This is a genomic window from Ancalomicrobiaceae bacterium S20 (assembly GCA_040269895.1).
Lineage (GTDB): Bacteria > Pseudomonadota > Alphaproteobacteria > Rhizobiales > Ancalomicrobiaceae > Methyloraptor > Methyloraptor flagellatus.
Window position 1 is genome coordinate 3,097,596 of the sequence record CP158568.1, and the last position, 22,886, is coordinate 3,120,481.

19 protein-coding genes are annotated in these 22,886 nt (G+C 68.6%); 7 read left to right on the forward strand and 12 right to left on the reverse strand.

Translation table 11 applies throughout. From position 1 onward, the window contains the following. Window positions 1-33 precede the first annotated feature (33 nt). The 5 genes from ABS361_14110 to ABS361_14130 all read left to right on the forward strand — a co-directional run bounded on the left by ABS361_14110 (window position 34) and on the right by ABS361_14130 (window position 5,918). Complete coding sequence (locus ABS361_14110; GenBank protein XBY43227.1) at window positions 34-813, forward strand: SDR family oxidoreductase; 780 nt, start codon at window positions 34-36, stop codon at window positions 811-813. 207 nt (window positions 814-1,020) lie between these two features. Continuing rightward, window positions 1,021-1,446, forward strand: coding sequence for a host attachment protein (locus ABS361_14115; GenBank protein XBY43228.1), 426 nt, complete (start codon window positions 1,021-1,023; stop codon window positions 1,444-1,446). A 184-nt stretch (window positions 1,447-1,630) separates the two neighbouring features. Further along, window positions 1,631-2,461, forward strand: a complete 831-nt coding sequence (locus tag ABS361_14120; protein XBY43229.1) for a universal stress protein — start codon at window positions 1,631-1,633, stop codon at window positions 2,459-2,461. A gap of 114 nt (window positions 2,462-2,575) precedes the next feature. Then, window positions 2,576-5,299, forward strand: coding sequence for a bifunctional acetate--CoA ligase family protein/GNAT family N-acetyltransferase (locus tag ABS361_14125; protein XBY43230.1), 2,724 nt, complete (start codon window positions 2,576-2,578; stop codon window positions 5,297-5,299). Between the two features lie 247 nt (window positions 5,300-5,546). Then, window positions 5,547-5,918, forward strand: a complete 372-nt coding sequence (locus ABS361_14130; protein ID XBY43231.1) for a hypothetical protein — start codon at window positions 5,547-5,549, stop codon at window positions 5,916-5,918. A gap of 101 nt (window positions 5,919-6,019) precedes the next feature. Here the strand turns inward: ABS361_14130 and ABS361_14135 are convergent, their stop codons facing one another. The 3 genes from ABS361_14135 to ABS361_14145 form a co-directional block, all read right to left on the reverse strand. After that, window positions 6,020-6,553, reverse strand: coding sequence for a hypothetical protein (locus ABS361_14135; protein XBY43232.1), 534 nt, complete (start codon window positions 6,551-6,553; stop codon window positions 6,020-6,022). 133 nt (window positions 6,554-6,686) lie between these two features. Continuing rightward, on the reverse strand, window positions 6,687-8,366 hold the full coding sequence (locus ABS361_14140) for a thiamine pyrophosphate-binding protein (protein XBY43233.1): 1,680 nt from the start codon (window positions 8,364-8,366) through the stop codon (window positions 6,687-6,689). A 298-nt stretch (window positions 8,367-8,664) separates the two neighbouring features. Continuing rightward, window positions 8,665-9,042, reverse strand: coding sequence for a hypothetical protein (locus ABS361_14145; protein XBY43234.1), 378 nt, complete (start codon window positions 9,040-9,042; stop codon window positions 8,665-8,667). Window positions 9,043-9,176: 134 nt separating this feature from the next. Here ABS361_14145 and ABS361_14150 point away from each other — a divergent pair, with 134 nt between their 5' ends. Further along, window positions 9,177-10,445: a phosphotransferase gene (locus tag ABS361_14150; GenBank protein ID XBY43235.1), complete on the forward strand. Its 1,269-nt coding sequence runs from the start codon at window positions 9,177-9,179 to the stop codon at window positions 10,443-10,445. Window positions 10,446-10,468: 23 nt separating this feature from the next. Next, window positions 10,469-10,807 (forward strand): AAA family ATPase, encoded by a 339-nt coding sequence (locus ABS361_14155; GenBank protein ID XBY46900.1) that lies wholly within the window; start codon window positions 10,469-10,471, stop codon window positions 10,805-10,807. On the opposite strand, the gene ABS361_14160 is transcribed toward ABS361_14155, so the two are convergent. From ABS361_14160 to ABS361_14200, 9 genes are all read right to left on the reverse strand, one after another. After that, window positions 10,791-12,962: an ATP-binding protein gene (locus ABS361_14160; GenBank protein ID XBY43236.1), complete on the reverse strand. Its 2,172-nt coding sequence runs from the start codon at window positions 12,960-12,962 to the stop codon at window positions 10,791-10,793. The two genes, ABS361_14155 and ABS361_14160, sit on opposite strands and share 17 nt — an antisense overlap. A gap of 209 nt (window positions 12,963-13,171) precedes the next feature. Further along, window positions 13,172-14,632, reverse strand: a complete 1,461-nt coding sequence (locus tag ABS361_14165; protein XBY43237.1) for a M20/M25/M40 family metallo-hydrolase — start codon at window positions 14,630-14,632, stop codon at window positions 13,172-13,174. Window positions 14,633-14,728: 96 nt separating this feature from the next. Further along, window positions 14,729-15,991: a glycerate kinase gene (locus ABS361_14170; GenBank protein XBY43238.1), complete on the reverse strand. Its 1,263-nt coding sequence runs from the start codon at window positions 15,989-15,991 to the stop codon at window positions 14,729-14,731. Window positions 15,992-16,266: 275 nt separating this feature from the next. Further along, the gene (locus tag ABS361_14175; GenBank protein XBY43239.1) at window positions 16,267-17,112 is read right to left on the reverse strand and encodes a nickel/cobalt efflux transporter; all 846 of its coding nucleotides are present in this window, start codon (window positions 17,110-17,112) and stop codon (window positions 16,267-16,269) included. 47 nt (window positions 17,113-17,159) lie between these two features. Then, on the reverse strand, window positions 17,160-18,500 hold the full coding sequence (gene guaD / locus ABS361_14180) for a guanine deaminase (GenBank protein XBY43240.1): 1,341 nt from the start codon (window positions 18,498-18,500) through the stop codon (window positions 17,160-17,162). After that, window positions 18,497-19,765: an allantoate amidohydrolase gene (locus ABS361_14185; protein ID XBY43241.1), complete on the reverse strand. Its 1,269-nt coding sequence runs from the start codon at window positions 19,763-19,765 to the stop codon at window positions 18,497-18,499. Before ABS361_14185 ends, guaD begins: the two co-directional genes overlap by 4 nt. A 6-nt stretch (window positions 19,766-19,771) precedes the next feature. Then, window positions 19,772-20,311: a 2-oxo-4-hydroxy-4-carboxy-5-ureidoimidazoline decarboxylase gene (gene uraD, locus ABS361_14190; GenBank protein ID XBY43242.1), complete on the reverse strand. Its 540-nt coding sequence runs from the start codon at window positions 20,309-20,311 to the stop codon at window positions 19,772-19,774. Beyond that, window positions 20,311-21,492 (reverse strand): urate hydroxylase PuuD, encoded by a 1,182-nt coding sequence (locus ABS361_14195; GenBank protein XBY43243.1) that lies wholly within the window; start codon window positions 21,490-21,492, stop codon window positions 20,311-20,313. The genes uraD and ABS361_14195 overlap by 1 nt, the downstream gene beginning before the upstream one ends. A 209-nt stretch (window positions 21,493-21,701) precedes the next feature. Next, window positions 21,702-22,757, reverse strand: a complete 1,056-nt coding sequence (locus ABS361_14200) for a BMP family ABC transporter substrate-binding protein (GenBank protein ID XBY43244.1) — start codon at window positions 22,755-22,757, stop codon at window positions 21,702-21,704. Window positions 22,758-22,886 lie beyond the last annotated feature (129 nt).

The window sequence follows — 22,886 nt, forward strand, 5'->3', positions numbered from 1 at the left end:
CCGGACATCGGCATACGATCAGAGGGAAAATCCATGGATCTCGGACTGAAGGGGCGCCGCGCGCTCGTCTGCGCGGCCTCGAAGGGGCTCGGCAAGGGCTGCGCCATGGCGCTGGCGGCCGAAGGCGTCGAGGTGATGATCACCGCGCGCGGGGCCGAGCAGCTGGAGGCGACCGCGGCGGAGATCCGCGCCGCGACCGGCGCGACCGTCCATACGCTCGCCGGCGACGTCACCACCAAGCACGGCCGCGACGCCATCCTCGCCGCCTGGCCCGAGACCGACATCCTGATCAACAACGCCGGCGGCCCGCCGACCGGCGACTTCCGCGACTGGGACGAGGAGGCCTGGCACAAGGCGGTCGAAGCCAACATGATCACGCCGATCATGCTGATGAAGGCCTATGTCGACGGCATGATCGCGCGCGGCTTCGGCCGGGTCGTCAACATCACCTCCGGCGCGGTCAAGGCGCCGATCGCGGTGCTCGGCCTCTCCAACGGCGCGCGCACGGGCCTGACCGGCTTCGTCGCCGGCCTCGCCCGGCAGGTCGCGCCGCATGGCGTGACCATCAACAACCTGCTGCCGGGCCAGTTCGAGACCGACCGGCTCGCCGGCACCATGGCGGCCGAGGCCAAGCGCTCCGGCAAGACGCTCGACGAAGCCCGCGCCGGCGCGCTCGCCACGATCCCCGCACGGCGCTTCGGCCGGGCCGAGGAATTCGGCAAGACCTGCGCGTTCCTGTGCTCGGATGCCGCCGGCTTCATCGTCGGCCAGAACGTGCTGATCGACGGCGGCAAGTTCCCGGGCACCATGTGATCGGCCCGACGCGGCCGGTGATCCCGATATGGCGACGCGCGCGTCCTCGCGGGCGTCGGATCGTCGGCCATGGACTGAACAAGGCGCGTGGGTCGAATCGCCCCCTCGTCTTGCGCAGGATCAAGGCCGGTTCTCACGCCGTTTCATAGTCTGATCCCAACCTCTCACCGAGGAGTGCTGACCATGAAACCGAAGAAGACCTGGGTCGTGGTGGCCGACGGCGCACGGGCGCGCCTATTCGCGAACGAACATCCCGGCGCGGGGCTGCAGCCCCTCGCCGACGGTGTCCTGGAAGGGAGCCGGGCGCTCGACAGCGAGCTCGGCACCGACGAGCCCGGCCGCAGCTTCGAGAGCGTCGGCGGCCACCGCCACGCGACCGAGCCGCGGAACTCGCCCCATGAGGCCGCGGAGGTGGCGTTCCTGAAAACCGTGGCCGAGCGGCTGGAGGCGGGCCTTGCGGCCCATGCCTTCGACCGCGCCGTCGTCGTCGCGGCGCCGAAGGCGCTCGGCACCTTGCGCGAGGTCGTCTCGCCCGCGTTGGCGGCCGTGATCGCCGACACGGTTCCGAAGGATCTGACCCGCGCGCCGCTCGACCAGATCGAGCGGGAAATCGGCGCGATCATCGATCTTTGAAGACTGGCATTCCGAACTGCCGAGCCCCCGCTCGCGTTTCCTTGTCGCCGCCGTAGACCGGCGTGTTGATGGGAATCAAGGACGCGGCCGGACGGCTGACGGAAAGTCGCGACCAACCAGGCGCGAGCTCGAGCCGACCGGTCCCGGTCGGCGCGAGACAATGCGCGAGAGAGGGGCAATTCACATGGCTATCAAGGACATCCTGGTTCTGCTCGACCTCGTCCGCTCGTCGAGCCCATCTGCCGAGGCTGCCGTCGATCTGGCGGCGCGGTTCGGTGCCCACCTGACCGGTCTCGGCCTCGCGGTCGATCCGGTCGTACCCGGCTTCGTCGTCGCGCCGCTGCCGGTCGAGCTGATCGAATCGGCCCGCGCCGACGCGCTAAAGGCCGCGCAGGACTCGGTCTCGGCCTTCGAGGAATCGACCCGCCGCCAGGGCGTGGCGAGCGAATCGCGCATCGTCGAGATCCTGATGGGCGGCGCGCCCGACAGTTTCGTGGTCAACTGCCGGCTGACCGACCTGATCGTGATCGGCCAGGATGATCCCGATCATCCCGAGCCGATGCGCGAGGCGATGATCGAGGCGGCGCTGTTCGAAGGCACCGCGCCGCTGCTGATCGTGCCGCATATCCAGCGCGGCCCGGTCAAGTTCGACCGCATCATGCTCGGTTGGGACGGCAGCCGCACGGCGGCGCGCGCCGTCCATGCCGCCCTGCCGATCATCGAACACGCCCGCACGGTCTCGATCGTTGTGGTCGGCTCGCTCGACAGCGCCGGTCAGGCCGGCGCCGACGTGGCGACCTGGCTCGCCCGCCATGGCGTGACGGTCGAGATCGAGGAAGTGGTGGCGCCGGACATCGGCGTCGGCGACGCGATCCTCAACCACGCCGCCGACAAGGGCTTCGACCTGCTCGTGATGGGCGGCTACGGCCATTCGCGACTGCGCGAGTTCCTGCTCGGCGGGGCGACCCGCAGCCTGCTCGGCAGCATGACGCTGCCGGTGCTGATGGCGCACTGATCAGCCGGGCGGACAATCCGGGCAGGCCGGGGCGCGGTGCAGGCGCCGCACTGGACCTGCCCACCCCCGGCCCCCTCTCCTCCCGACCGGCAGCGCCCGAGCCTGGAGCCCCGCATGACGCTTCGCAATCTCGACGGTCTGTTCCAACCGCGTTCGGTGATCCTCGTCGGCCCGGACCGGCTCGGGCCGGGGGCGTTGGCGGTGCTGATCCGCAATCTCGCGACCGGCGGATTCAACGGGCCGATCACCTGCGTCGGGCTCGATCCGGCCGCCGTGCTGCCGTTCCGGACGGTCGGGCAGCTCGACGACATCGACAGGGCGGAACTGGCGATCGTGCTGTCCGGCTCGGAGGAGCCGGCGGCGCTGGTCGAGCGGCTCGGGCCGAAGGGCGTCAAGGTCGTGGTGTTCCTCGCCCGCGGCTATGACGAATGGTCGCCGGACCTCGTCACGGCGACGCTCGAGGCGGCGCGGCGCTATACGATCCGGATCATCGGGCCGGGCAGTCTCGGCGTGTCGATGCCGCATATCGGGTTGGAGGCCTCGCTCGCGGTGAAGCCGGCCGCCAAGGGCGATCTCGCGCTCGTGTCGCGCTCGGCGGCGGTGATCAACTCCACCCTCGCCTGGGCGGCGGCGCATGGCGTCGGCTTTTCGTCGGTGATCTCGCTCGGCCAGAAGGTCGACGTCGATATCGGCGACCTGCTCGATCAGTTCACCGCCGACTACCGCACGCGCGCCGTGCTCGTGCACCTGGAAAGCATCTGGACGCCGGTCAAGTTCATGTCGGCGGCGCGCGCGGCGGCGCGCACCAAGCCGGTGGTGGTGATCCGCTCCGGCGCGAGCCGCGACCGGCGCATGGAAGGCGCCACCCATTCCAGCCGTCTCGCGTCCACGGACGCGGTCTACGACGCCGCCTTCAAGCGCGCCGGCCTGCTCCGCGTCGATTCGATCGACGAGCTGTTCGACGCGGTGGAAACGATCACCCGCGTGAAGCCGCAGCCGTGCCGGAACGTCGCCTTGGTCGCCAACGGGCGCAGTCTGGCGACGGTCGCGGCCGACCATCTGGAACAGCGCGGCGGCGCGGTCGGCATGCTGTCGGCCGACACGATCGAACGCCTGCGGCCGCTGGTGCGCGAAGGCAAGCTGCCGACCAACCCGATCGCGCTCGCCGACGATGCGAGCCCGGAAACCTTCGCCGGCGCGATCCGGGCCGCGCTCGAAGACCCGAATATCGACGCGGTGATCGCGATCCATGCGCCGAATGCCTTCGTCGACGAGACCGCCGTCGCCGAGGCGGTTGCCGAAATCGGCCGTGCGCAACAGAAGAAGCTCGGCCGCAAGAAGCCGATCATCACCTCCTTCCTCGACGAACGCCCGGAGACGCCCGGCATCCTGCATGCGGCGGGCATCCCGTGCCATCCGACGCCGGAGGAGGCGGTCGGCTCCTACGGCCACCTGGTTCGGTACGTCGGCGCGCAGGAGCGGCTGATGGCGACGCCGCCGAGCCTGCCGCGCGAATTCACGCCGCAGCCCGATGTCGCGCGCGCCATCGTCGCCGACACCATCGCCGACGGGCGGGAATGGCTGACGCCGGTCGACGTGCGCCGGCTGCTCGAAGCCTATGACATCGCGGTCGTCCCGACCGCGCTCGCGCGCGACCCCGACGAGGCGGCGGCGCTGGCGAAGCCTCATCTCGCCAATGGCGGCCGGGTCGCGGTGAAGATCGCGGCGCGCAACATCGCCTTCAAGTCGGATGTCGGCGGCGTCCGTCTCGGCCTCGCCGACATCGACGACGTCAGGCTCGAGGCGGCCGAGATGATGGAGCGGATCGCAGAGACGCATCCGAATGCCGAGATCGACGGTGTCGTCGTCATGCCGATGATCGAACGCCGCTTCGGGGTCGAGCTCCTGTGCGGCATCGCCGACGATTTCGTGTTCGGACCGGTGGTCGTGTTCGGCCGTGGCGGCACGGCGGCCGAGGTGATAGCCGACCGGGCGCTCGATCTCGTGCCGCTCGACCTCAATCTGGCGCGTTCGATGATCGCCGAGACGCGCGTGTCGCGCCTGCTCGCCGGCTATCGCAACCGGCCGCCGGCCGATCGCGACGCGATCGCGCTGACGCTGGTCAAGCTCAGCCAGCTCGCCGCCGACATCCCGGAGGTGCGCGAACTCGACCTCAATCCGATCCTCGCCGACCAGACCGGCGTCGTCGTGCTCGATGCGCGCATCCGCGTGCGACCGCTCTCCGGCCGCGCAGGGCGGATCGGCAACCCGCGGCTGGCGATCCGGCCCTATCCGAAGGAATGGGAACGCGAACTGACCCTGAAGGACGGCCGCAAGGCGCTCGCCCGGCCGGTGCGTCCCGAGGACGAGGCGCTCTATCCGGACTTCTTCACCGAGGTCACGCCGCAGGACCTGCGGCTCCGGTTCTTCGCGCCGATCAAGGACTTCAGCCACGCCTTTCTGGCGCGGCTGACGCAGCTCGACTATGCCCGCGCCATCGCCTTCGCGGCGATCGAGGAGACCAGCGGCAAGATGCTCGGCGCGGTGCGGCTGCACGCGGATCCCGACCACCGGACCGGCGAATATGCGATCCTGCTCCGATCGAACCTCAAGGGTCAGGGCCTCGGCTGGCAACTCATGCGGCTGATCATCGAATGGGCGCGTGCGGACGGCATCGAGACGATCAAGGGCGAGGTGCTGCGCGAGAACTCGACCATGCTCGAGATGTGTCGGGCGCTCGGCTTCTCGGTGAAGTCGTCGCCGGACGACGAGAGCATCGCGGTCGTGACTCTGCCGGTCGCGGAAGCAGCGGCTTCAGCGGGGCGCGCCGCCGAGTAACGGTCGGCGCGGACGGCGATATCGCAAGCCTTACGCAACTGTATGACTATTGGGAGCCGCGCGGGGCCGGAACGCCACAGCCTGACAAGACCGACAGCATAGAGGAAACAGCGCATTTCATTGTTTCCGGCCTATTACGTCGAGCTTGGAATAGCTCTACACGAGGCATTGCACGTTAAAAAAGTTCGCTTGATTTCCCTTACGGCCTTGTTTAGGTCAATCCATCTCGATCAGGGAGATCTTTTCTATGCGTAAGTTCATGTTCGCCTCCGCCCTCATGTTCGGCTCGCTGGTCGCGGGCAATGCTTTCGCCGCCGAAGCCAAGCAGGATTTCACGCTGGTGAACAAGACCGGCTACGAGATCAAGAGCGTTTTCGTTTCGCCGTCCAAGTCGAACGACTGGGAAGAGGACGTTCTCGGCCGTGACACCTTCGCCGACGGCGATTCCTGGGACATCAAGTTCCATCGCGCGGCCAAGACCTGCAAGTGGGATCTGAAGGTCGTCTATTCGGACGACGATTCGGACGCGGTGTGGGACAACATCGACCTCTGCTCGGTGTCGAAGATCACCATCAAGTACGACCGCAAGAAGAACGTCACCAGCGCGATCTTCGATTGATCGGGTTTTCGGGCGCGGCGTAAGCCGCAGCCCCTCGACCACCAGAGACCCCGTCGGCTCCGCCGACGGGGTTTTTCATTGGGCGACGGCCAACGGTGGCATCATTGGGTCGGAACGCATTCCGCCACGCGATCGGTCGTCTGTTCGCGGATCGGCAGCTTCGGGGCCTCCAGCTCCACCACCGCATCGGGCGGCGGGTCGAAACCTTCGTGCAGCGCTTCGAGCAAGTTGCGAGCTATGGCGTCGAAGCCGATCTCGGCGAGCACGAATATCTTGCCGTAATTCTGCTGCGGATCATCGGCCTCGAAGCCGAGTCGAGCGATCCGCTCGACCTGCGCCGGCGTGTGCAGCACGATCCGCGGCTCGCCCGGCTTCGTCGCATAGGCGCCGGAGCTCAGCTCACAGTAGAGCCGCGTGTCGACGTCGATGAACATGCACTGCACATAGGCCTGAAACATGTCCCGTGCGGCGACCACCATGAAGCGGTCGCGGCTGTTCTCGGGTTCGGGAACCGCGTGCAAAAGCTCGAGCGTGGTCCGGACCGCGCATACGTTACGGGCAACGAACGTCCGGCGTGGATCCGCGGCCTCGGCGACAACGGGCCACAGAGTCAGCACCACCGCGACCATCCGCATGACCCACATTCGATTGCACCCATTCCATCCGCCACACAACGGAGGATAGGCCAAGAATGCAGCCGCACCGAATCGATTTTCGCGGACTGATTGTAATTCTTCAGCACCACGGTGGCATGGACCCCGGCGGGGCTCACCGCCCCGCCAGCGCCTTCTCGCGGATCTTGTCGATCGTGGTGGTCGGCGTGATCGCCTGCGGGTCGATCTTCACATGGACCAGCGCCGGGCGGCCGGCGGCCAGCGCCGCGTCGATCGCCGGGGCGAGTTCGGCCGTGGTCTCGACCGTGAAGCCGGCGCCGCCATAGGCGCGGGCGAAGGCGGCGAAGTCGGGGTTCTGCAGGGCGGTCCCATGCACGCGTGCCGGGAACTCGCGCTCCTGATGCATGCGGATCGTGCCGTACATGCCGTTGTCGACCACGACGACCACGATGTTGGCGCCGTACTGCACCGCCGTGCCGAACTCCTGCAAGGTCATCTGGAAACAGCCGTCGCCGGCGAAGCAGAGGACCGGGCGGTCCGGGAACTGCAGCTTGGCGGCGACCGCGGCCGGCAGGCCGTAGCCCATGGAGCCCGACACCGGCGCCGCCTGGGTCGCGAAACGGCGGAAGCGCCAGAAGCGGTGCACCCAGGTCGCGTAGTTGCCCGCGCCATTGGTGAAGATCGCATCGGCCGGCAGGGTCGCGCGCAGATGCGCGATCAGCGAGGCCATCTGCACCGGGCCGGGGATGGCCGGCAGGTCGTCGGTCCAGGCGCGATAATCGGCATGGGCGGCGCGGGTCCAGTCGCGCCAGGCGATCTCGCCATGCGGCGGCTGCAGGCTCTCGAGCGCGGCGGCGAAGGCGGCCGGGCTCGCATGGATCGCCAGATCCGGCCGATAGACGCGGCCGAGTTCCTCGGCGCCCGGATGCACGTGCACGAGCGTCTGCGCCGGGTTCGGAATGTCGAGGAGCGTATAGCTCTGGCTCGGCATCTCGGCGAGGCGGCCGCCGACCAGCAGGATCAGGTCGGACTCCTTGATGCGCGCCTCGAGCTTCGGATTGATGCCGATGCCGACATCGCCGGCATAGTGCGGGTCGAGGTGGTCGAACAGCATCTGGCGCCGGAACGAGCAGGCGACCGGCAGGTCGAACGCGTCGGCGAAGCGGGCGAACTGGCGCACCGCCTTCTCCGACCATTTCGAGCCGCCGAGAATCGCGATCGGCCGCTTGGCCGCCCACAGGCGCTTCTGCAGATCCCACATCTGGTTGAGGCCGGGATAGGTCTCGACCTCAGTCGCGGGTTTCACCGGCGCCGGGTTCGCGACCGTCTCGACCAGCATGTCCTCGGGCAGGACCAGCACGACCGGACCCGGTCGGCCGGCGGTCGCGGTCGCGAAGGCGCGGCCGACCATCTCGGTGACGCGATCGGCCGAGTCGATCTCGGCGACCCACTTGGCGACCGAGCCGAATACCTTGCGATAATCCCACTCCTGGAAGGCGCCGCGCTCGCGGAAGCCGGCTTCGATCTGGCCGATGAACAGGATCATCGGCGTGCCGTCGTGCTCGGCGACATGCAGGCCGGCCGAGGCATTGGAAGCGCCGGGCGCGCGGGTGACGAAGGCAATGCCGGGCTTGCCGGTCAGCTTGCCGACCGCGTCGGCCATGAAGGTCGCGCCCGATTCCTGGCGCGCGACGACCGTCTCGATCTTCGAGACCGACAGCGCGTCGAGCACCGCGAGATAGCTCTCGCCCGGCACGCAGAACACGCGCTCGACACCGTTCGCCTCGAGCGTTTCCACGAGCAGTTCGGCGCCGGTCTTGGTCGTCTCGGTCATTGTCGTTATCCGTCGATGTCCAGTCGGTGCCACGGCTTTCGCACGTTCCCGCGCCGGGGCCAAGCTCCGGATTCGCCGGGGACCGTTGCGCAGGGCGGGCCCCGGCGGCGCGAGCGGACAAGCCGCCCCAAAAAGAAAAGGACCACTCCGGTCAGCGGGGCGGCCCTTGAGTTTCGGATGGGAATGACACCATCCGGGAGGAAAACCGATACGGGGTGCGGACCCGTGGGATGGACTGTTTCATCGAACCGCGCGCACCTCATTGACGGAGATCAACGCGCGGTGCGATCCGCCACGCTCAGACGTCGTCTACGGTGGCGACCTGGAACGTGTTCATCTCGCCGTCCTCGTCGCGGATCGAGACATATTCCCCGACCGTGAAGGCATGCGTGCCGAACCGGTAGCCTGCCTCCGGATCGTCATCACCGGAGATGTCGTAGCGAAATGCCCAGGAGCCGCCGGGGCGATGCACGAGATGGCCGAGTTCCTCGGTCGCGCCGCCCCAGAACCGGCGCACGCGGCAACGGTCGCGGTGGAGCTTCCAGGCGCCGGCGTCGATATGGCCGGCCGCGTCGAGCGGAGCGACGAATTCATAGCCGTGCCGGGCGGAGCCGTTCGGATGCTCCTTGGTGCGCGCGAGATTGAGCCGGATCTTCTTCAAGCCGCCGTCGTCCATGGACGCGGACCTCCCTCTTGGTGTTGATGCACTCACCACTTCGGACCGTTCGCGGCGCCCCGACATTGACCTCCGTCAACGTGGGCGAGACGAGCGTTCGGCACAGTGAAGCGAACCGATCGGGAGACGGCGCCATGGACCGGGCAGCTTTGGAAGCCTTCCTCGCCGATCCGGCGAGCCATGGCGTCGAGGGGCCGGTCGGCCGCATCGAGACGCATGCGGCGATCGTATTCCTCGCCGGGCCGCGCGCCTACAAGATCAAGAAGCCGGTCCGCTTTCCCTTCCTCGACTTCTCGACGCTCGACCGGCGCCACGACGCGCTGGCGCGGGAGCTCGAGATCAACCGGCGCAACGCCCCCAGCCTCTATCGGCGCCTGCGCCCGATCGTGCGGCGCCCGGATGGTCGCCTCCTGTTCGGGCCGCTCGACGAGGACGGCAGCGCGGACGAGATCGTCGAATGGGCGCTCGAGATGGCGCGCTTCGACGAGACGCGCACACTCGATCGCATCCTGACGCAAGGCCCGCCGTCGCCGGAGCTTGTCGGGCAACTGGCCGATATGGCGGCGGCCGTCGCGGCGTGCGCGCCCCGCACCGACGCGACCGCCTGGATCGCCGATCTCGGCCATTATCTCGATCAGAACCGGGCGGCGTTCCGGGCCATGCCGGATCTCTATCCGGACGCGCGCGTCGAGGCGCTCGATCGTGCCGCGCGCGCGGCCTACGCCCGGATCCACGGGCTCCTCGAACAGCGCGGGCGGCTCGGCCTCGTGCGTATCGGGCACGGCGATCTCCATGCCGGCAACATCGCGATCATCGACGACCGTCCGGTCGCCTTCGATGCCATCGAGTTCGACGACGTGATCGCAACCGGCGACGTGCTCTACGATGCCGGCTTCCTGGTCATGGATCTCGACGAGCGCGGCCATCGCGCGGCGGCGAACGCGTTTCTCGGCCGTCTGGTCGTCCTGCTCGCCGCGGATCGGTGCCGCGAGGCACCGGGCGCGACGCTGGAGACCGCGCTCGACCAGGAGATCCAAGGGCTCGCGGCGCTGCCGTTCTTCCTGTCGATGCGGGCGGCGATCCGCTCGAAGGTCACGGCGGCGCGCATCGCCGATGCCCCCGCGCCGGAGCGCGACCGGCTCGCCGCCGAGGCGCTCGCCTATTTCGCCGCTGCGGAACGCTACCTCGAACCATGCCCGCCCGCGCTCGTGGTCGTCGCCGGATTGTCGGGGACGGGCAAGACCACGCTGGCCCGCGCACTCGCGCCGCGCTTCGGCGCCGCGCCCGGTGCGCTGCACCTGCGCTCGGACGTGCTCCGGAAGGTCGCGGCCGGTGTGGCGGAGACCGAGCGCCTGCCGCCCACGGCCTACACACCGAGGCTTCAGCCGAAGTCTACCGCCTGATCGGCACGAGCGCCGCGGCGGCGCTGGCGGCCGGGCGATCGGTGATCGTGGATGCGGTTGCCGCAAGGGCCAGCGAGCGCAACGCATTCGAGGCGATCGCGCGCGCGGCGGAAGCCGGCTTCGTCGGGCTCTGGCTCGCGGCGCCGATCGACTGCCGTACGGCGCGGGTCGAGGCGCGCGTCGGTGACGCGTCGGATGCCGATGCCGCCGTCGTGCGGAAACAGGCTGGCTACGATACGGCGACGATGCGCTGGCCGACCATCGATGCATCCGGAACACTGGAGACCGTGCTCGGCCAGGCCGAGACGCTGCTGCCCGGCGCGGGGCTCCGGCTCGACGGGGATGTCAGCCGGCCTTCGTGACCGCGGCGCCGGCGTCGGTCGGCAGCAGGATCTCGAAACGCGTGCCGATGCCGGTCTTGCTGGTCACTTCGAGGCGCCCGCCGTGCAGGGTGATCAGACGGTCGATCAGCGACAGCATCAGTCCGGCGCCGGGGTTGCTGTCGGCGGCGGCGAAGGGCTGGTGGATCCGGCGCAGCTGCTCGGCCGTCATGCCGGACCCGGTGTCCGAGACGACGATGCGCACCGCATCCTGCTGATGCCGCGAGGCGGAGATCTCGACGATGCCACCGTCCTGATTGAAGCGGATCGCATTGTCGAGCAGCTTGTTCATGATCTTGCGCAGGCTCGCCGCATGCGCGCTCACCGGCTCCAGCCCGTCCTCGACCGAATAGGCGAGCAGGATGTTCATCGCCTGCGCGCGCGGACCGAGATCGCGCGCGAGTTCGCCGAGCAGGTCGCGCAGGTCGATCCGGGTCCGGCGCGGCAGCGCGTGCGCCGTGACCACGTCGGCGAACTCGACCAGCGTGGACAGGCGGCGCGCGAGCTGGGCGGAGCGCTCGCGCGCGGTTTCGATCGCCGCCTCGATGGTATCGAAGTCCTGCTCGACGCGGATGCGGCGTTCGAGATCCGCCAGATCCCGGATCGGCGCCTCGAAGGCGCCGTGCAGCATGCGCAGCATGGCCTCGCGCGGCCGCGCCGGTGCGACGAGCAGCGGCAGGGCGTTGTTGACCTGGTCGGCGACCAGGTTGACCTCCTCGGCGGTGATCTTCAGCTCGTCTTCCTCGTGCTCCAGCGCGCGCAGCCGGGTCGGCGGCATCGGTGCCGGATCCTCCGCCGCATCGAGACCGCGCCGGGCTCGGCGGAAGGCGTTGCGGAAGCGCTCGACCGAGTGGTTGTAGTCGCGCGCCATCCGGGCGATCTCGCCTTCGCGCAGGTCGACCAGTTCGGCAAGATCGGCGGTCGCGCGGTAGAGACCGATGCGGCCGAGCAGGATCGCCATGTCCGAGCGAAAGCCGAACACGGCCGAATTGAAGCCGCGCTGTTCGATCTCCGGCGAGATCCTCAGGCCGCCACCGCGCCGGAACGCATAGGCGAGGCCAGCGACCGCCACGAACGAAAACGCCGCCACGATCGCGGCGCCCCCGAGTTCGACCAGCAGCCGGGCCTCGGGGCCCTGCGCATCCCGGGCGAGCGGGCCATGCGCGGTCAGCGCGAGCTGCACCGCGCCCCAGATGGCCGGGCCGATGTGGATCTGGACGATGCCGAGGCTGTCATCGATCTTGAGCGAGGCGAGCAGGCGGCGAACCCCGACCGCAAAGGCAGCGCCGATCAGCCCCGACAGGATCGCCACCGACGGCGAGGCGACTTCGCTGAGCAGAGCGGCGAGCAGGCCGCTGGCGACCGCACCGTTGATGGCGTCCTTGATGATGACGACCGGCCGGCGCCGCGTGAGCAGGAACGACAAGACCAGGCCGGCCGCTGCGGCGGCGAGCAGGACATGGATCACCAGTTCGGCGATCCGGATGCCGTCGCCGGCGAACGCGACAGCCCGGAGACCGAGCCAGCCGAGGAACAGCATGACGGTGCCGACGCCGAGCATCGGCGGGGCGAAGGTCGGCACCGAGAAGGGATCGCCACCAAATGCCCCCTGGCGCGGACCGGCGACGAGCACCAGGCCCAGTCCGCCGAAGCCGATCACCAGATGCATGGTCAGGAGGCCGGCCGGATCCACAAAGCCCGCGCGCGCGAGAAAGCCGGAGCCGGTCCAATAGCCGGCTAGCGGCAGGACCAAGCCGCCGATCATCAGCGCAACCGCCGGCGCGACGAAGCGCTGGAGCCGCTCGAAGGATGTCGCGACAACGCTCGCCGCAGCCAAGGCCGAGAGCGCGGCGCCGAAAACGAAGAAAGCCGGCTCGCCGGTGCGGCCGCTATACGTGAGCGACGAAGGAAACGGCAGGAACCCGATCTCGTCCTGGCTGGTCAGGATCGACCAGCCCGAGATCCAGAACGAGAAGATCGCGGCCAGTACCGCGATGAAGAGCGCGGCGACAGCCTCGGCGTTGTTCTTGGATCGAACATAGGCGCCGGCTCGAAGTTGAAGACCGACCAAGATCAGCATGCCAAACGCGGCACATCCCAGCAGCCAGTTCGAATCTAATCCCGCCGATTGGATCACTGCACTACCGCTCTGGTCGACGACCCGGCCGCATTCTGCCCCGGATGGCAACGATTGAACGGCAGATTGGTATGCATTCGATTAAAATGCTGCTCTTGCATCAGAAATTCCAGAATGTCCTAGGTTTCATCCAAGCAACATTCGTGGAATTTTTGAGATGCCGCGACCATTTAGACGCGGCACCTCCGAGAGGCGCGGGCGAGCTGCGCTCACTGCGCCAGCAGGTCGAGCAACGCCAGTGCCACAACCTTCGTCGCGCGGCGCAGATCCTCGATCGGCAGGCGCTCGTCGGCGCGGTGGGCATTGGCCTCGGTGATCGTCCGCGGCCCGGCGCCGTAGAGCACGATCGGGATGCCCGCAGCAGCGTAATGGCGCGCGTCGGTATAGAGCGGCACGCCCTTGGTCTCGACCCGTTCGCCCATGATGTCACCCGCGTGGCGGACCAGCGCCTCGGCCAGCCGCTCCGAACCCGGCAGCGGCACCAGCGGGCGAGCGAGCAGGATGCGGTTCACGGTCAGCCTGATGCCGGGATAGGCCTTGGCCGCGCCTTCCATGACCGCACGCAGTTCCGCCTCGACCTCGGCCGGGTTCTCCTCCGGGATCATGCGGCGGTCCATGCGGATCGTGACGCGATCCGGAACGACATTGGTGTTGATGCCGCCCTTGATCAGGCCGAGGGTGAGCTGCGGCGAGCCGATGCCGGTGATCTCGGAGACCTTGGTCGCCAGCGACCGGCGGAACGCATAGAGCGCCGACATGATGCCGTTGGCGGCCTCGAGCGCGTCGATGCCGGTGAACGGGATCGCGGCATGCGCCGACTTGCCGTCGATCACGGCTTCGAGGTGCAGCACGCCGTTGTGGGCCGTCACCACCGAATAGGAGAAGCCGGCGGCGATGGCGAGGTCGGGCCTCGAAATACCCTGCTCGATCAGCCAGCGCGGACCGATGTCGCCGCCGACCTCCTCGTCGTAGGTGCCGTGGATCTCGATGCCGCCCTTGAGCGGCACGCCGGCCTGCTCGAGCGCCAGCGTCGCGAAGGCATAGGTCGCGAAGTCCGACTTCGACACCGCCGCGCCGCGGCCGTACATCCAGCCGTCGCGGATCTCGGCGCCGTAAGGGTCGGCCGTCCAGCCCTCGCCGGGCGGCACGACGTCGCCATGGGCATTGAGCGCGATGACCGGGCCGGCCCGATAGATCCAATAACGCGCACCGCGACCTTCTTTTATTTCTCTGTAATCAAGGCCACACTGTGCAGCAATTTGTTTTGCATAGGTGCGAACGGATACATCATCCAGACCAGCGGCGGTCATCTCCGATGCTGTCGCCCCTTGAGGGCGGACCAGCATCTCGAGAATTTTGTATTGCTTAGTGTCTAGGCCGCGGAGAATAGATGCAAACTCACGAGCGTCAACGGCCCCATAGGCCCGGCGCGCGACCAGGTTGGTCGCGGTGATCATGCCGGCGGCCTCGACAGTCGCCTGCGGCACCACGTGACGCTCGACCGCGAAGCCGAGGCCTTCCATCAGCTTGGCCGTGCCTTCGGCATGGGCTGCGCAATCGCCGGGCGGATTGTCCGAGGGCATCTTGACCAACTCGGCCAGGAACCGCACCTCCTCGTCGAAACGGGCGTCGATGTAGTCGATGATGCGGCGGCGCGCCTCGGCGGTCATGGCGGATCCTGCTCTTCGAGATTGTATACGATTCCGATTAGGCCGCCGGGTTCCACGCGTCAACGCGAAACTTTGGGCAGCTCGAGCCGACCGGGCTCACTCGATCAGCACGGCGCGGAAATCGTTGACGTTGGTCAGCGTCGGGCCGGTGACGAGTTGATCGCCCAACGCCTCGAAGAAGCCGTGACCGTCATTGTCGGCGAAGCGGGCGAGCGTGTCGACGCCGGCCGCGCGCGCGCGTTCCAGCGTGCCCGGATCGACGAAGGCGCCGGCGATCTCCTCCAGGCCATCGACGCCGTCGGTGTCGCCGGCGACGGCATGGACGCCGTCGAGCCCGCGCAGCGCCACGGCGAGCGCCAGCAGGAACTCGACGTTGCGGCCGCCCCGGCCCTTGCCGCGCACGGTGACGGTGGTCTCGCCGCCGGAGATCAGCACCGCCGGCGCCGGGATCGGCGTGCCGTATTGCTTCACCGCGCGAGCCATGCCGGCCATCACGCGCGCGACCTCGCGGCTCTCGCCCTCGATGCAGTCGGAGAGGATCAGCGGCGTGATGCCGGCCTCGCGCGCGACGGCGGCGGCAGCTTCGAGCGACATCTGCGGCGTCGCCATCATCACCACGTCGTTGCGCGCAAAGATCGGATCGCCCGGCTTCGGCGTCTCGTCCTCGGCGCGGTCGAGATGCGCGATCACGGCCTCGGGACCGTCGATGCCGTAGCGGGCGAGGATCGCGCGCGCCTCGGCAAAGGTGGTCGGATCCGGCACGGTCGGGCCGGAGGCGATGACGCCCGGATCATCGCCGGGCACGTCCGAGATCAGCAGCGTGACGACGCGGGCGGGCGCGGCGAGCGCGGCGAGCCGACCGCCCTTCACCGCCGAGAGATGCTTGCGGACGCAGTTCATCTCGCCGATGTCGGCGCCGGACTTGAGCAGCCGGCGATTGATCTCCTGCTTGTCCTCGAGCGACAGGCCCTCGGCCGGCGCGGCGAGAAGGGCCGAGCCGCCGCCCGAGATCAGAGCCACGACGAGGTCGTCCTCGGTCAGGCCGCGCACCTTGTCCATGATGCGCAGCGCCGCCGCCCGGCCGGCGGCGTCCGGTACCGGATGCGAGGCCTCGACGATCTCGATGCGGTCGCAGGGCACGCCATGGCCATAGCGGGTGACGACGAGGCCTTCGAGCGGACCGTCCCAGGCGGTCTCGAAGGCACGAGCCATGGCGGCCGAAGCCTTGCCGGCACCGATCACGATCGTGCGGCCCTTCGGCTTCGCCGGCAGATGTTGCGGCACCAGCAGAGCCGGATCGGCGGCGGCGACCGCGGTACGGAACAGGCGGTCGAGCAGGGTACGGGTCGGAGGCGTCAAGCGCAGGCCCTTCGGTTGGTCGGTTTCCCCCGGCGGCGCGTCCGGCACGGGAGGATCCCTCTCCCCGCCCCGGCGCGAGCCGCCGCAATTGCGACGCCGCCCTTGCGTCGCCGCGGGCGGTTCTCGTCTCTCGGCCCGAGTGTGCGACGACAGGGCCGCCGGACCATGGGTCATACCGCCGCAAGTCGTCCATGCCGCAGGCGGTGCGAGGTTCCGACGAGACCACCTTCGGCGCGGACCGACAAGGGAGGGGCGACCAAAGAGAGGTCCGTGGCTCAGCCGAACACGCCCAGTTCGACGAGGCCGCGCAAGGTGACGATAGCGCCGATCACGAAGATCAGCCCGGCCGACAGATAGGGCAGCCGGCCCGCCAGCCGATCAAACTGCGGCATCCGGGCCGCGGCGACCCGTGTGCCCCAGGCGGCGACGAGACCGACCGAGACCAGCGTCACGGCGAGGCCGACGCTGAAGGCCGCGACCATGCCGATGCCGAGCGCGAACTGCTTCAGCTGCAGGCAGATGAACAGCACCGCGATCGCCGCCGGGCACGGCAGCAGGCCGCCGGTGAAGCCGAACCACGCGATGTCGATATTGGTCACCCGCCGGCCGCGTATGCTGGTCTCGATCGCGCGGGCGTGCGCGGCGGCGTGGGGATCCAGGCCCGCCGGCGCGGCGGCATGGGCATGATCGTGGCCGTGATGATGATGGTGGTCGTGGTGATGCGCATGGTCATGAGGATGATCGTGGTCATGCTCGTCAGCATGTTCGTGATCGTGCTCATGCCCATGCACCAGACTCAGCACGCGCCACGCCAGACCCATGACCATGAGGCCGCTGACCAGCACCAGCCAGGGCTCGGCGCGGTCGAGGATCAGGCGGTCGCCGAGCCACAGGCCGACGATCGCGAGCGCCCAGACGACGATGGTGTGCCCCACCGCGGCGCTGACGCCGAGCAGCACCGCCTGCGCCGGCGTGCCGCGCACGGCGACGATGAAGGCGGCCATCATCGATTTCGAGTGTCCGGGCTCGAGTGCATGCAGCGCACCGAGCAGCACGGCGGCCGGAAGATAGATCCAGGGATTGGCGGCGCCCGCCTGGATCAGGGCGACAATGTCCGGCATGGCCCGTCCTCAAAGAGACTTGGTGATCGACCGATACCCGATCCTATCTAGTGCGCCGCCGTGCCCCGCCACACCGCGCCCGCGACATAGGTCGCGGCGATACAGCGGTCGTCGCCGGTGATCATCATCGCGAACAGCCGGTCCTCGATCGAGGCCGACAGCGCATCGCGCGCGGCGAGAACGGGGGTCGCCTCCGGGTCGAGCACGACCAGATCGGCGAAGCGGCCGGGCGTCAGGCTGCCGATCTCGTCGGCCATCCGGAGGAGACGCGCATTGCCGAGCGTCGCGAGATAGAAGGCGCGCAGCGCCGACAGGCGGCGCCCCTTCAGCATCGCGACCTTATAGGCCTCGCCCATGGTCTCGATCATCGAATAGCTGGTGCCGCCGCCGACGTCGGTCGCGAGACCAACGCCGACCGGGCGGCGCGGATCGCCGACATGGTCGATGTCGAACAGGCCCGAGCCGAGGAAATTGTTCGAGGTCGGGCAATGCACCACCGCCGCGCCGGCCTCGGCGAGCCTTGCACATTCGCTCTCGGAGAGATGGATGCCGTGGGCGAACAGGCCGGTCGGGCCGACCAGACCGAAGCGCTCGTACACGGCCGTGTAGTCAGGATCGTTCGGAAACAGCGCCTTGACGGTCTCGATCTCGCGCAGGCTCTCGGAGAGATGCGTCTGCATCAGGCAGTCGGGGTTGTCGCGCAGCAGCTCGCCGGCGACGGCGAGCTGCGCCTCGGTCGAGGTGATCGCGAAGCGCGGGCTGATGCAGTAGCGCGCGCGACCGCGGCGGTGCCACTTGGCGATCAGCGCGCGGCTGTCGACGCCGCTCGCCTCGGCCTCGTCGAGACAGCCCGGAGCGGCGTTGCGGTCCATCATGGTCTTGCCGGTCGCGAGCGCCATGCCGCGCCGTTCGGCCGCCGCGAACAGGGCATCGGCGGCGACCAGATGGCTCGACGAGAAGGCGAGCGCGGTCGTCGTGCCGTTGGCGAGCAGGCGGTCGAGAAAGATCTCGGCCGCCGCCTCGGCATGGGGGCGCTCGGCGTACTGGCTCTCCTCGGGAAAGGTGAAGCGTTCCAGCCAGTCGAGCAGGTCGCGGCCGGGCGCGGCGAGCATGCGGTATTGCGGGAAATGGATATGGGCGTCGACGAAGCCGGCCGTGATGATCTTGGCCCCGTGCTCGTCGCGCGGCAGGGCGCGGGCGTCCTCGGGCAGGTCGGCGAGTGCGCCCGCCCAGACGATCCGGCCGTCCGGGCCGATCTGGACCGCGCCATGCTCCTCGTAGCGCACCGCCGCATCGGCCTCGATCGCGGGATCGCCGAGGAAGCTCAGCGTGCGGCCGATCACGACGCGGGAGCGGTCGGCAACTGGTGCGGCAGCGATCTCGGTCATGCGCGATGCGTCTCCGCGAGCTTCTCGACGAAGCGGACCATGGCCTCGACGGCGAGGCCGATGTCGCTCGGGCTCGAGTATTCGGCCGGATTGTGGCTGATGCCGGCCTTCGAGCGCACGAACAGCATGGCGGAGGGGAAACTCCGCGCCATCGCCATGGCGTCATGGCCGGCGCCTGATGGCAGCCGCCGGTTCGCCTCGCCGAGCGAGGCGACGCTCGCGGCGAGCAGATCCTGCAGACTGTCGTCCATCGGACAGGTCGGCGCGTCGGCGAAGCGCTCGAAGCGGATCGTCACGCCGCGGCGCCCGGCGATCCGTTCGGCCTCATGGCGGATGCGATCGATGGCGGCGAGGCGCGGCGCATCCGCGCCGGCACGGATGTCGAGCGTCGCCTCGACCGACGCCGGAATGACATTGACCGCGCCCGGCTTCAGCTCGATCCGGCCGATGGTCGCGACCAGATTGCCGGTACCCTCGCGCGCCAGACGCTCGATCGCGACCGCCAGTTCGGCGAAAGCGGCGAAGGCGTCGCGCCGGAGCGGCATCGGCACGGTGCCGGCATGGCCCGCCTCACCCGCAACCGAGATGCGAAACCGCGACTGGCCGGCGATCGAGCTCACCACGCCGAGCGCATCGCCCTTGTGCTCCAGCACCGGGCCCTGCTCGATGTGCAGTTCGACGTAACCGATCACGCTGTCCTTCGGGATCGCGGCCTCGCGGATGCGCGACGGATCGCCGCCGAAATCGGCGATCGCCTTGCGCAGCGAGACACCGTCGCGATCGGCCATGTCGAGCCATTCCGGCCGATAGGTGCCGCTCACCGCCGCCGAGGACGACAGCGAGGTCGGGAAGCGCACGCCCTCCTCGTCGCCGAAGGCGAGCACTTCGAGGCCAAACGGCAGCTTCGTGCCGCGTCGCGCCAGTTCTTCGACCACGAGCAAGCCTGCGACCACGCCGAGGTTGCCGTCGTAGCGGCCGGCGTCGATCACCGTATCGATGTGCGAGCCGATCAGCAGGCGCTTGTTGGCGCTGGGGCCGGCCTCGTCGGGCGCGCGGGCACCGCGCACCGTGCCGATCGCGTCCTCGACCACCGACAGGCCGCGCTCGCGCATCCATTCGGCCATGCGGTCGGCGGCGCGACGGTGCGCCGGCGACAGGTAGAGCCGGGTGACGCGGCCCGGCTCGTCGGTGATCGCGGCCAGTTCGTCGAGCAGCGCCACGGCCCGGTTGCCGAGATCGTGGACGGCCAACATGTCGATGCTCATGGCGCCTCAGGGCCCTTCGGATGACGGCGCATCGGCCGGGGCGACCCGGTCCTCGATGCGGAAACGGAAGATGCGCGCGATCTCGGCGAGCGCGCGGGCGAATTCGACGTCGCGGTCGTTGTCGACCCGCTCGGCGAAGCTCGCCAGGATCTGGTCCTTGGTAGCGCCCTTGACCGCCAGAATGAAGGGGAAGCCGAAGCGATCGCGGTAGCGCTCGTTGAGCATCTGGAAGCGGGCGAATTCCTCCGACGTCAGCCGATCGAGCCCGGCGCTCGATTGCTCCTTCTTCGAATCGTCGGCCATGGTGCCGGCGACGGCGGCGCGACCGGCGAGGTCGGGATGGGCGCGGATCAGCGCCAGCCGATCGTCGAGCGGGCTCGCGGCAACGGCGGCGACGAAGGCCTCGTGCATGGCGTCGCGCGACGCATAGGGCCGGGCCTCGGCGGCCCGCGCCGCGACCCAGGGCGAATGCTCGGCGACATCGCCGAAGCGGGCGACGAAATCGGTCAAGGACAGGCCGTTCACCGCGGCGAGCGAAAGCGCCATCACTGCCTCGCGATCCAGGCGCCGAGCTTGTCGCGCTCGGCCGTGGTGATGCCGGTCTCGTTGCCGAGCGGCATCGCGTCGGACTTGACCGCCTGCTGCTCGATCAGAGCCGCATAGCGGCGGATGTCCTCGATCTTCTGAAGGGTCACGCCCTTGGGCGCCTCCGCGAAGCCGTCATGGCTCGGCTTCGCCGCATGGCACATGGTGCAATGCCTCGCGGTCAGGGCGAGGATGTCGGCATCCGACACGGTGACACCGGCGAGCGCGGGATTGGTACGCGGCGCAGTCAGGATCAGCGCGGCGACGAGGCCGAGCGCGGCGACGCCCGGCGCCCACAGGATCTTCGCGGTCGGATCGCCGGCCTCGTGGCGAACCCAGAAGTGCCGCGCCGTGCCGCCGACGACCAGGATCAACGCCACCAGCAGCCAGGACTGCGGATGGTTGGTCAGCATCGGATAATGGTTCGACACCATCATCAAGAGCACGGGCAGCGTCAGATAGGTGTTGTGCACCGAGCGCTGCTTGCCGATCGCGCCGAGGCGCGGGTCGGGCGCCTCGCCCTTGAGCAGGCTCGCGACGATCTTGCGCTGGTTCGGGATGATCACGCGGAAGACGTTCGCTGCCATGATCGTGCCGACGAAGGCGCCGACATGGATCAGCGCGCCGCGGCCCGAAAACACGTGGGTGAACAGATAGGCGGCGCCGACGATCAGCGCGAAGACCACGACCGCAAGCACCGGCGTGTTCCGGCCGAGCGCCGAGCGGCACAGGCCGTCATAGGCGAACCAGCCGGCGGCGAGGCTCGCCACCGAGATCAGGATCGCCTCCGCCGGCGTCATCGCCAGTACGTTCGGATCGATCAGATAGGCGCGCGCATTGAAATAGTATTGGACGATCAGCAGCGCGAAGCCAGTCAGGAAGGTCAGATAGGCTTCCCATTTGTACCAGATCAGATCGTCCGGCAGATGCTTCGGCGCCACCATGTATTTCTCGACATGGTAGAAGCCGCCGCCGTGGACTTCCCAGGCCGTGCCGTAGACACCCTCGTTCATCTTCTCGCGCTTCTTCAGCGAGACGTCGAGGGCGATGAAATAGAACGAGGCGCCGATCCAGCCGATGCCCGCGATCATGTGGGACCAGCGGATCAGAAGATTGAGCCAGTCGGCGATATAGGCCTGCATCGTGGGCAACGTCCGTCGTTCAGGGCCGCGCCGGAGGATGCCGGCGCGGCGTGTCGCTACGAGATGCAAGGTTCATGCACATGCGGGCGGGCCGATGAACGGCAGGCTCGGAACGCATGCGGCCCGTGCAGAGCCTGCTCAGGAAAGCCCGATGCCTTCCCGGCGAAACGCGCCTGCGGCGCCCCTCGCGAGGCGCCGCGGCCGTCGCATCACTGCGGCAGCTTGTCGTCGATGCCCTTCACGTACCAGTTCATCGACAGGATCGCGCCGTCGTCGAGATCCTTGACCGTGGTGCCGTCCTGCTTGGTGATGGTGCCGCCGAAGGGCTTCAGCGTGCCGGCCTTGATCTTGGCGGCGGTCTCCTCGGCCATCTTCTTGACGTCGTCCGGCACGTTGGCGATCGGCGGCAGCACGACCATGCCTTCCTTCATGCCGTCCCAGGTGTCCTTGGACTTCCAGGTGCCGTCGAGCACGGCCTTGACGCGGTCGATGTAGTAGCCGTCCCAGTCGTCGGTGATGGCGGTGATCTGCGCCTTCGGAGCGAACTTGGCCATATCGGAGGACTGGCCGAAGCCGAGGATGTTCTTCTCCTGCGCGACCTGCAGCGGCGCGGTCGAGTCGGTGTGCTGGACCATGATGTCCGCGCCCTGGGAGATTAGCACCTTGGCGGCGTCGGCTTCCTTGCCCGGGTCGTACCAGGAGTTCACCCAGACGATCTTGACCTTGATGTTCGGGTTGACCGACTGCGCGCCGAGCATGAAGGCGTTGATGCCCGAGACGACTTCCGGGATCGGGAACGACACGATGTAGCCGACCGTGTTGGTCTTGCTCATCTTGCCGGCGATCTGGCCGATCACGTAGCGGCCTTCATAGAAGCGGGCCGAATAGGTCGCGACGTTGTCGGCGCGCTTGTAGCCGGTGGCGTGCTCGAACTTCACGTCCGGGTACTTCTTGGCGACCTTGATGGTCGGGTCCATGAAGCCGAAGGAAGTGGTGAAGATGATCTTGTTGCCGTCGCGGGCGAGGCGCTCGATCGCGCGCTCGGCGTCCGGGCCTTCCGGCACGTTCTCGACGTAGGTGGTCTGCACCTTGTCGCCGAGCGCCTTCTCGACCGCCTTGCGGCCGAGGTCGTGCTGGTAGGAATAGCCGAAGTCGCCGACCGGGCCGACATAGACCCAGGCCGCCTTCAACTTGTCGGCCGCGTGCGCGGCGCCGGACATCAGGCCGACCGCGAGCGCGGCGGCGAGAGTGGCGAGTTTCTTCATCGGTCGAAAACCTCCGTCTGACGCTGCGGCACCGTCGTATTCGTTGGTCGGCCGCCCGCGCGGGACCGCGCGCGCGGGGGCCTGGTATTCGATGGCCGGCGGCCTCATGCGAACCGCCGGGGATCGGGA

Excerpts from the sequence above, each read along its gene's own strand:
- ABS361_14145 (XBY43234.1), bottom strand. The coding sequence starts at position 9,042 with ATGGACGACGGCGGCTTGAAGAAGATCCGGCTCAATCTCGCGCGCACC.
- ABS361_14125 (XBY43230.1), top strand. The coding sequence starts at position 2,576 with ATGACGCTTCGCAATCTCGACGGTCTGTTCCAACCGCGTTCGGTGATC.
- ABS361_14140 (XBY43233.1), bottom strand. The coding sequence starts at position 8,366 with ATGACCGAGACGACCAAGACCGGCGCCGAACTGCTCGTGGAAACGCTC.
- guaD (XBY43240.1), bottom strand. The coding sequence starts at position 18,500 with ATGACCGAGATCGCTGCCGCACCAGTTGCCGACCGCTCCCGCGTCGTG.
- ABS361_14200 (XBY43244.1), bottom strand. The coding sequence starts at position 22,757 with ATGAAGAAACTCGCCACTCTCGCCGCCGCGCTCGCGGTCGGCCTGATG.
- ABS361_14120 (XBY43229.1), top strand. The coding sequence starts at position 1,631 with ATGGCTATCAAGGACATCCTGGTTCTGCTCGACCTCGTCCGCTCGTCG.
- ABS361_14110 (XBY43227.1), top strand. The coding sequence starts at position 34 with ATGGATCTCGGACTGAAGGGGCGCCGCGCGCTCGTCTGCGCGGCCTCG.
- ABS361_14165 (XBY43237.1), bottom strand. The coding sequence starts at position 14,632 with ATGACCGCCGAGGCGCGCCGCCGCATCATCGACTACATCGACGCCCGT.
- ABS361_14185 (XBY43241.1), bottom strand. The coding sequence starts at position 19,765 with ATGAGCATCGACATGTTGGCCGTCCACGATCTCGGCAACCGGGCCGTG.
- ABS361_14135 (XBY43232.1), bottom strand. The coding sequence starts at position 6,553 with ATGCGGATGGTCGCGGTGGTGCTGACTCTGTGGCCCGTTGTCGCCGAG.
- ABS361_14150 (XBY43235.1), top strand. The coding sequence starts at position 9,177 with ATGGACCGGGCAGCTTTGGAAGCCTTCCTCGCCGATCCGGCGAGCCAT.
- ABS361_14195 (XBY43243.1), bottom strand. The coding sequence starts at position 21,492 with ATGCAGGCCTATATCGCCGACTGGCTCAATCTTCTGATCCGCTGGTCC.
- ABS361_14130 (XBY43231.1), top strand. The coding sequence starts at position 5,547 with ATGCGTAAGTTCATGTTCGCCTCCGCCCTCATGTTCGGCTCGCTGGTC.
- ABS361_14175 (XBY43239.1), bottom strand. The coding sequence starts at position 17,112 with ATGCCGGACATTGTCGCCCTGATCCAGGCGGGCGCCGCCAATCCCTGG.
- uraD (XBY43242.1), bottom strand. The coding sequence starts at position 20,311 with ATGGCGCTTTCGCTCGCCGCGGTGAACGGCCTGTCCTTGACCGATTTC.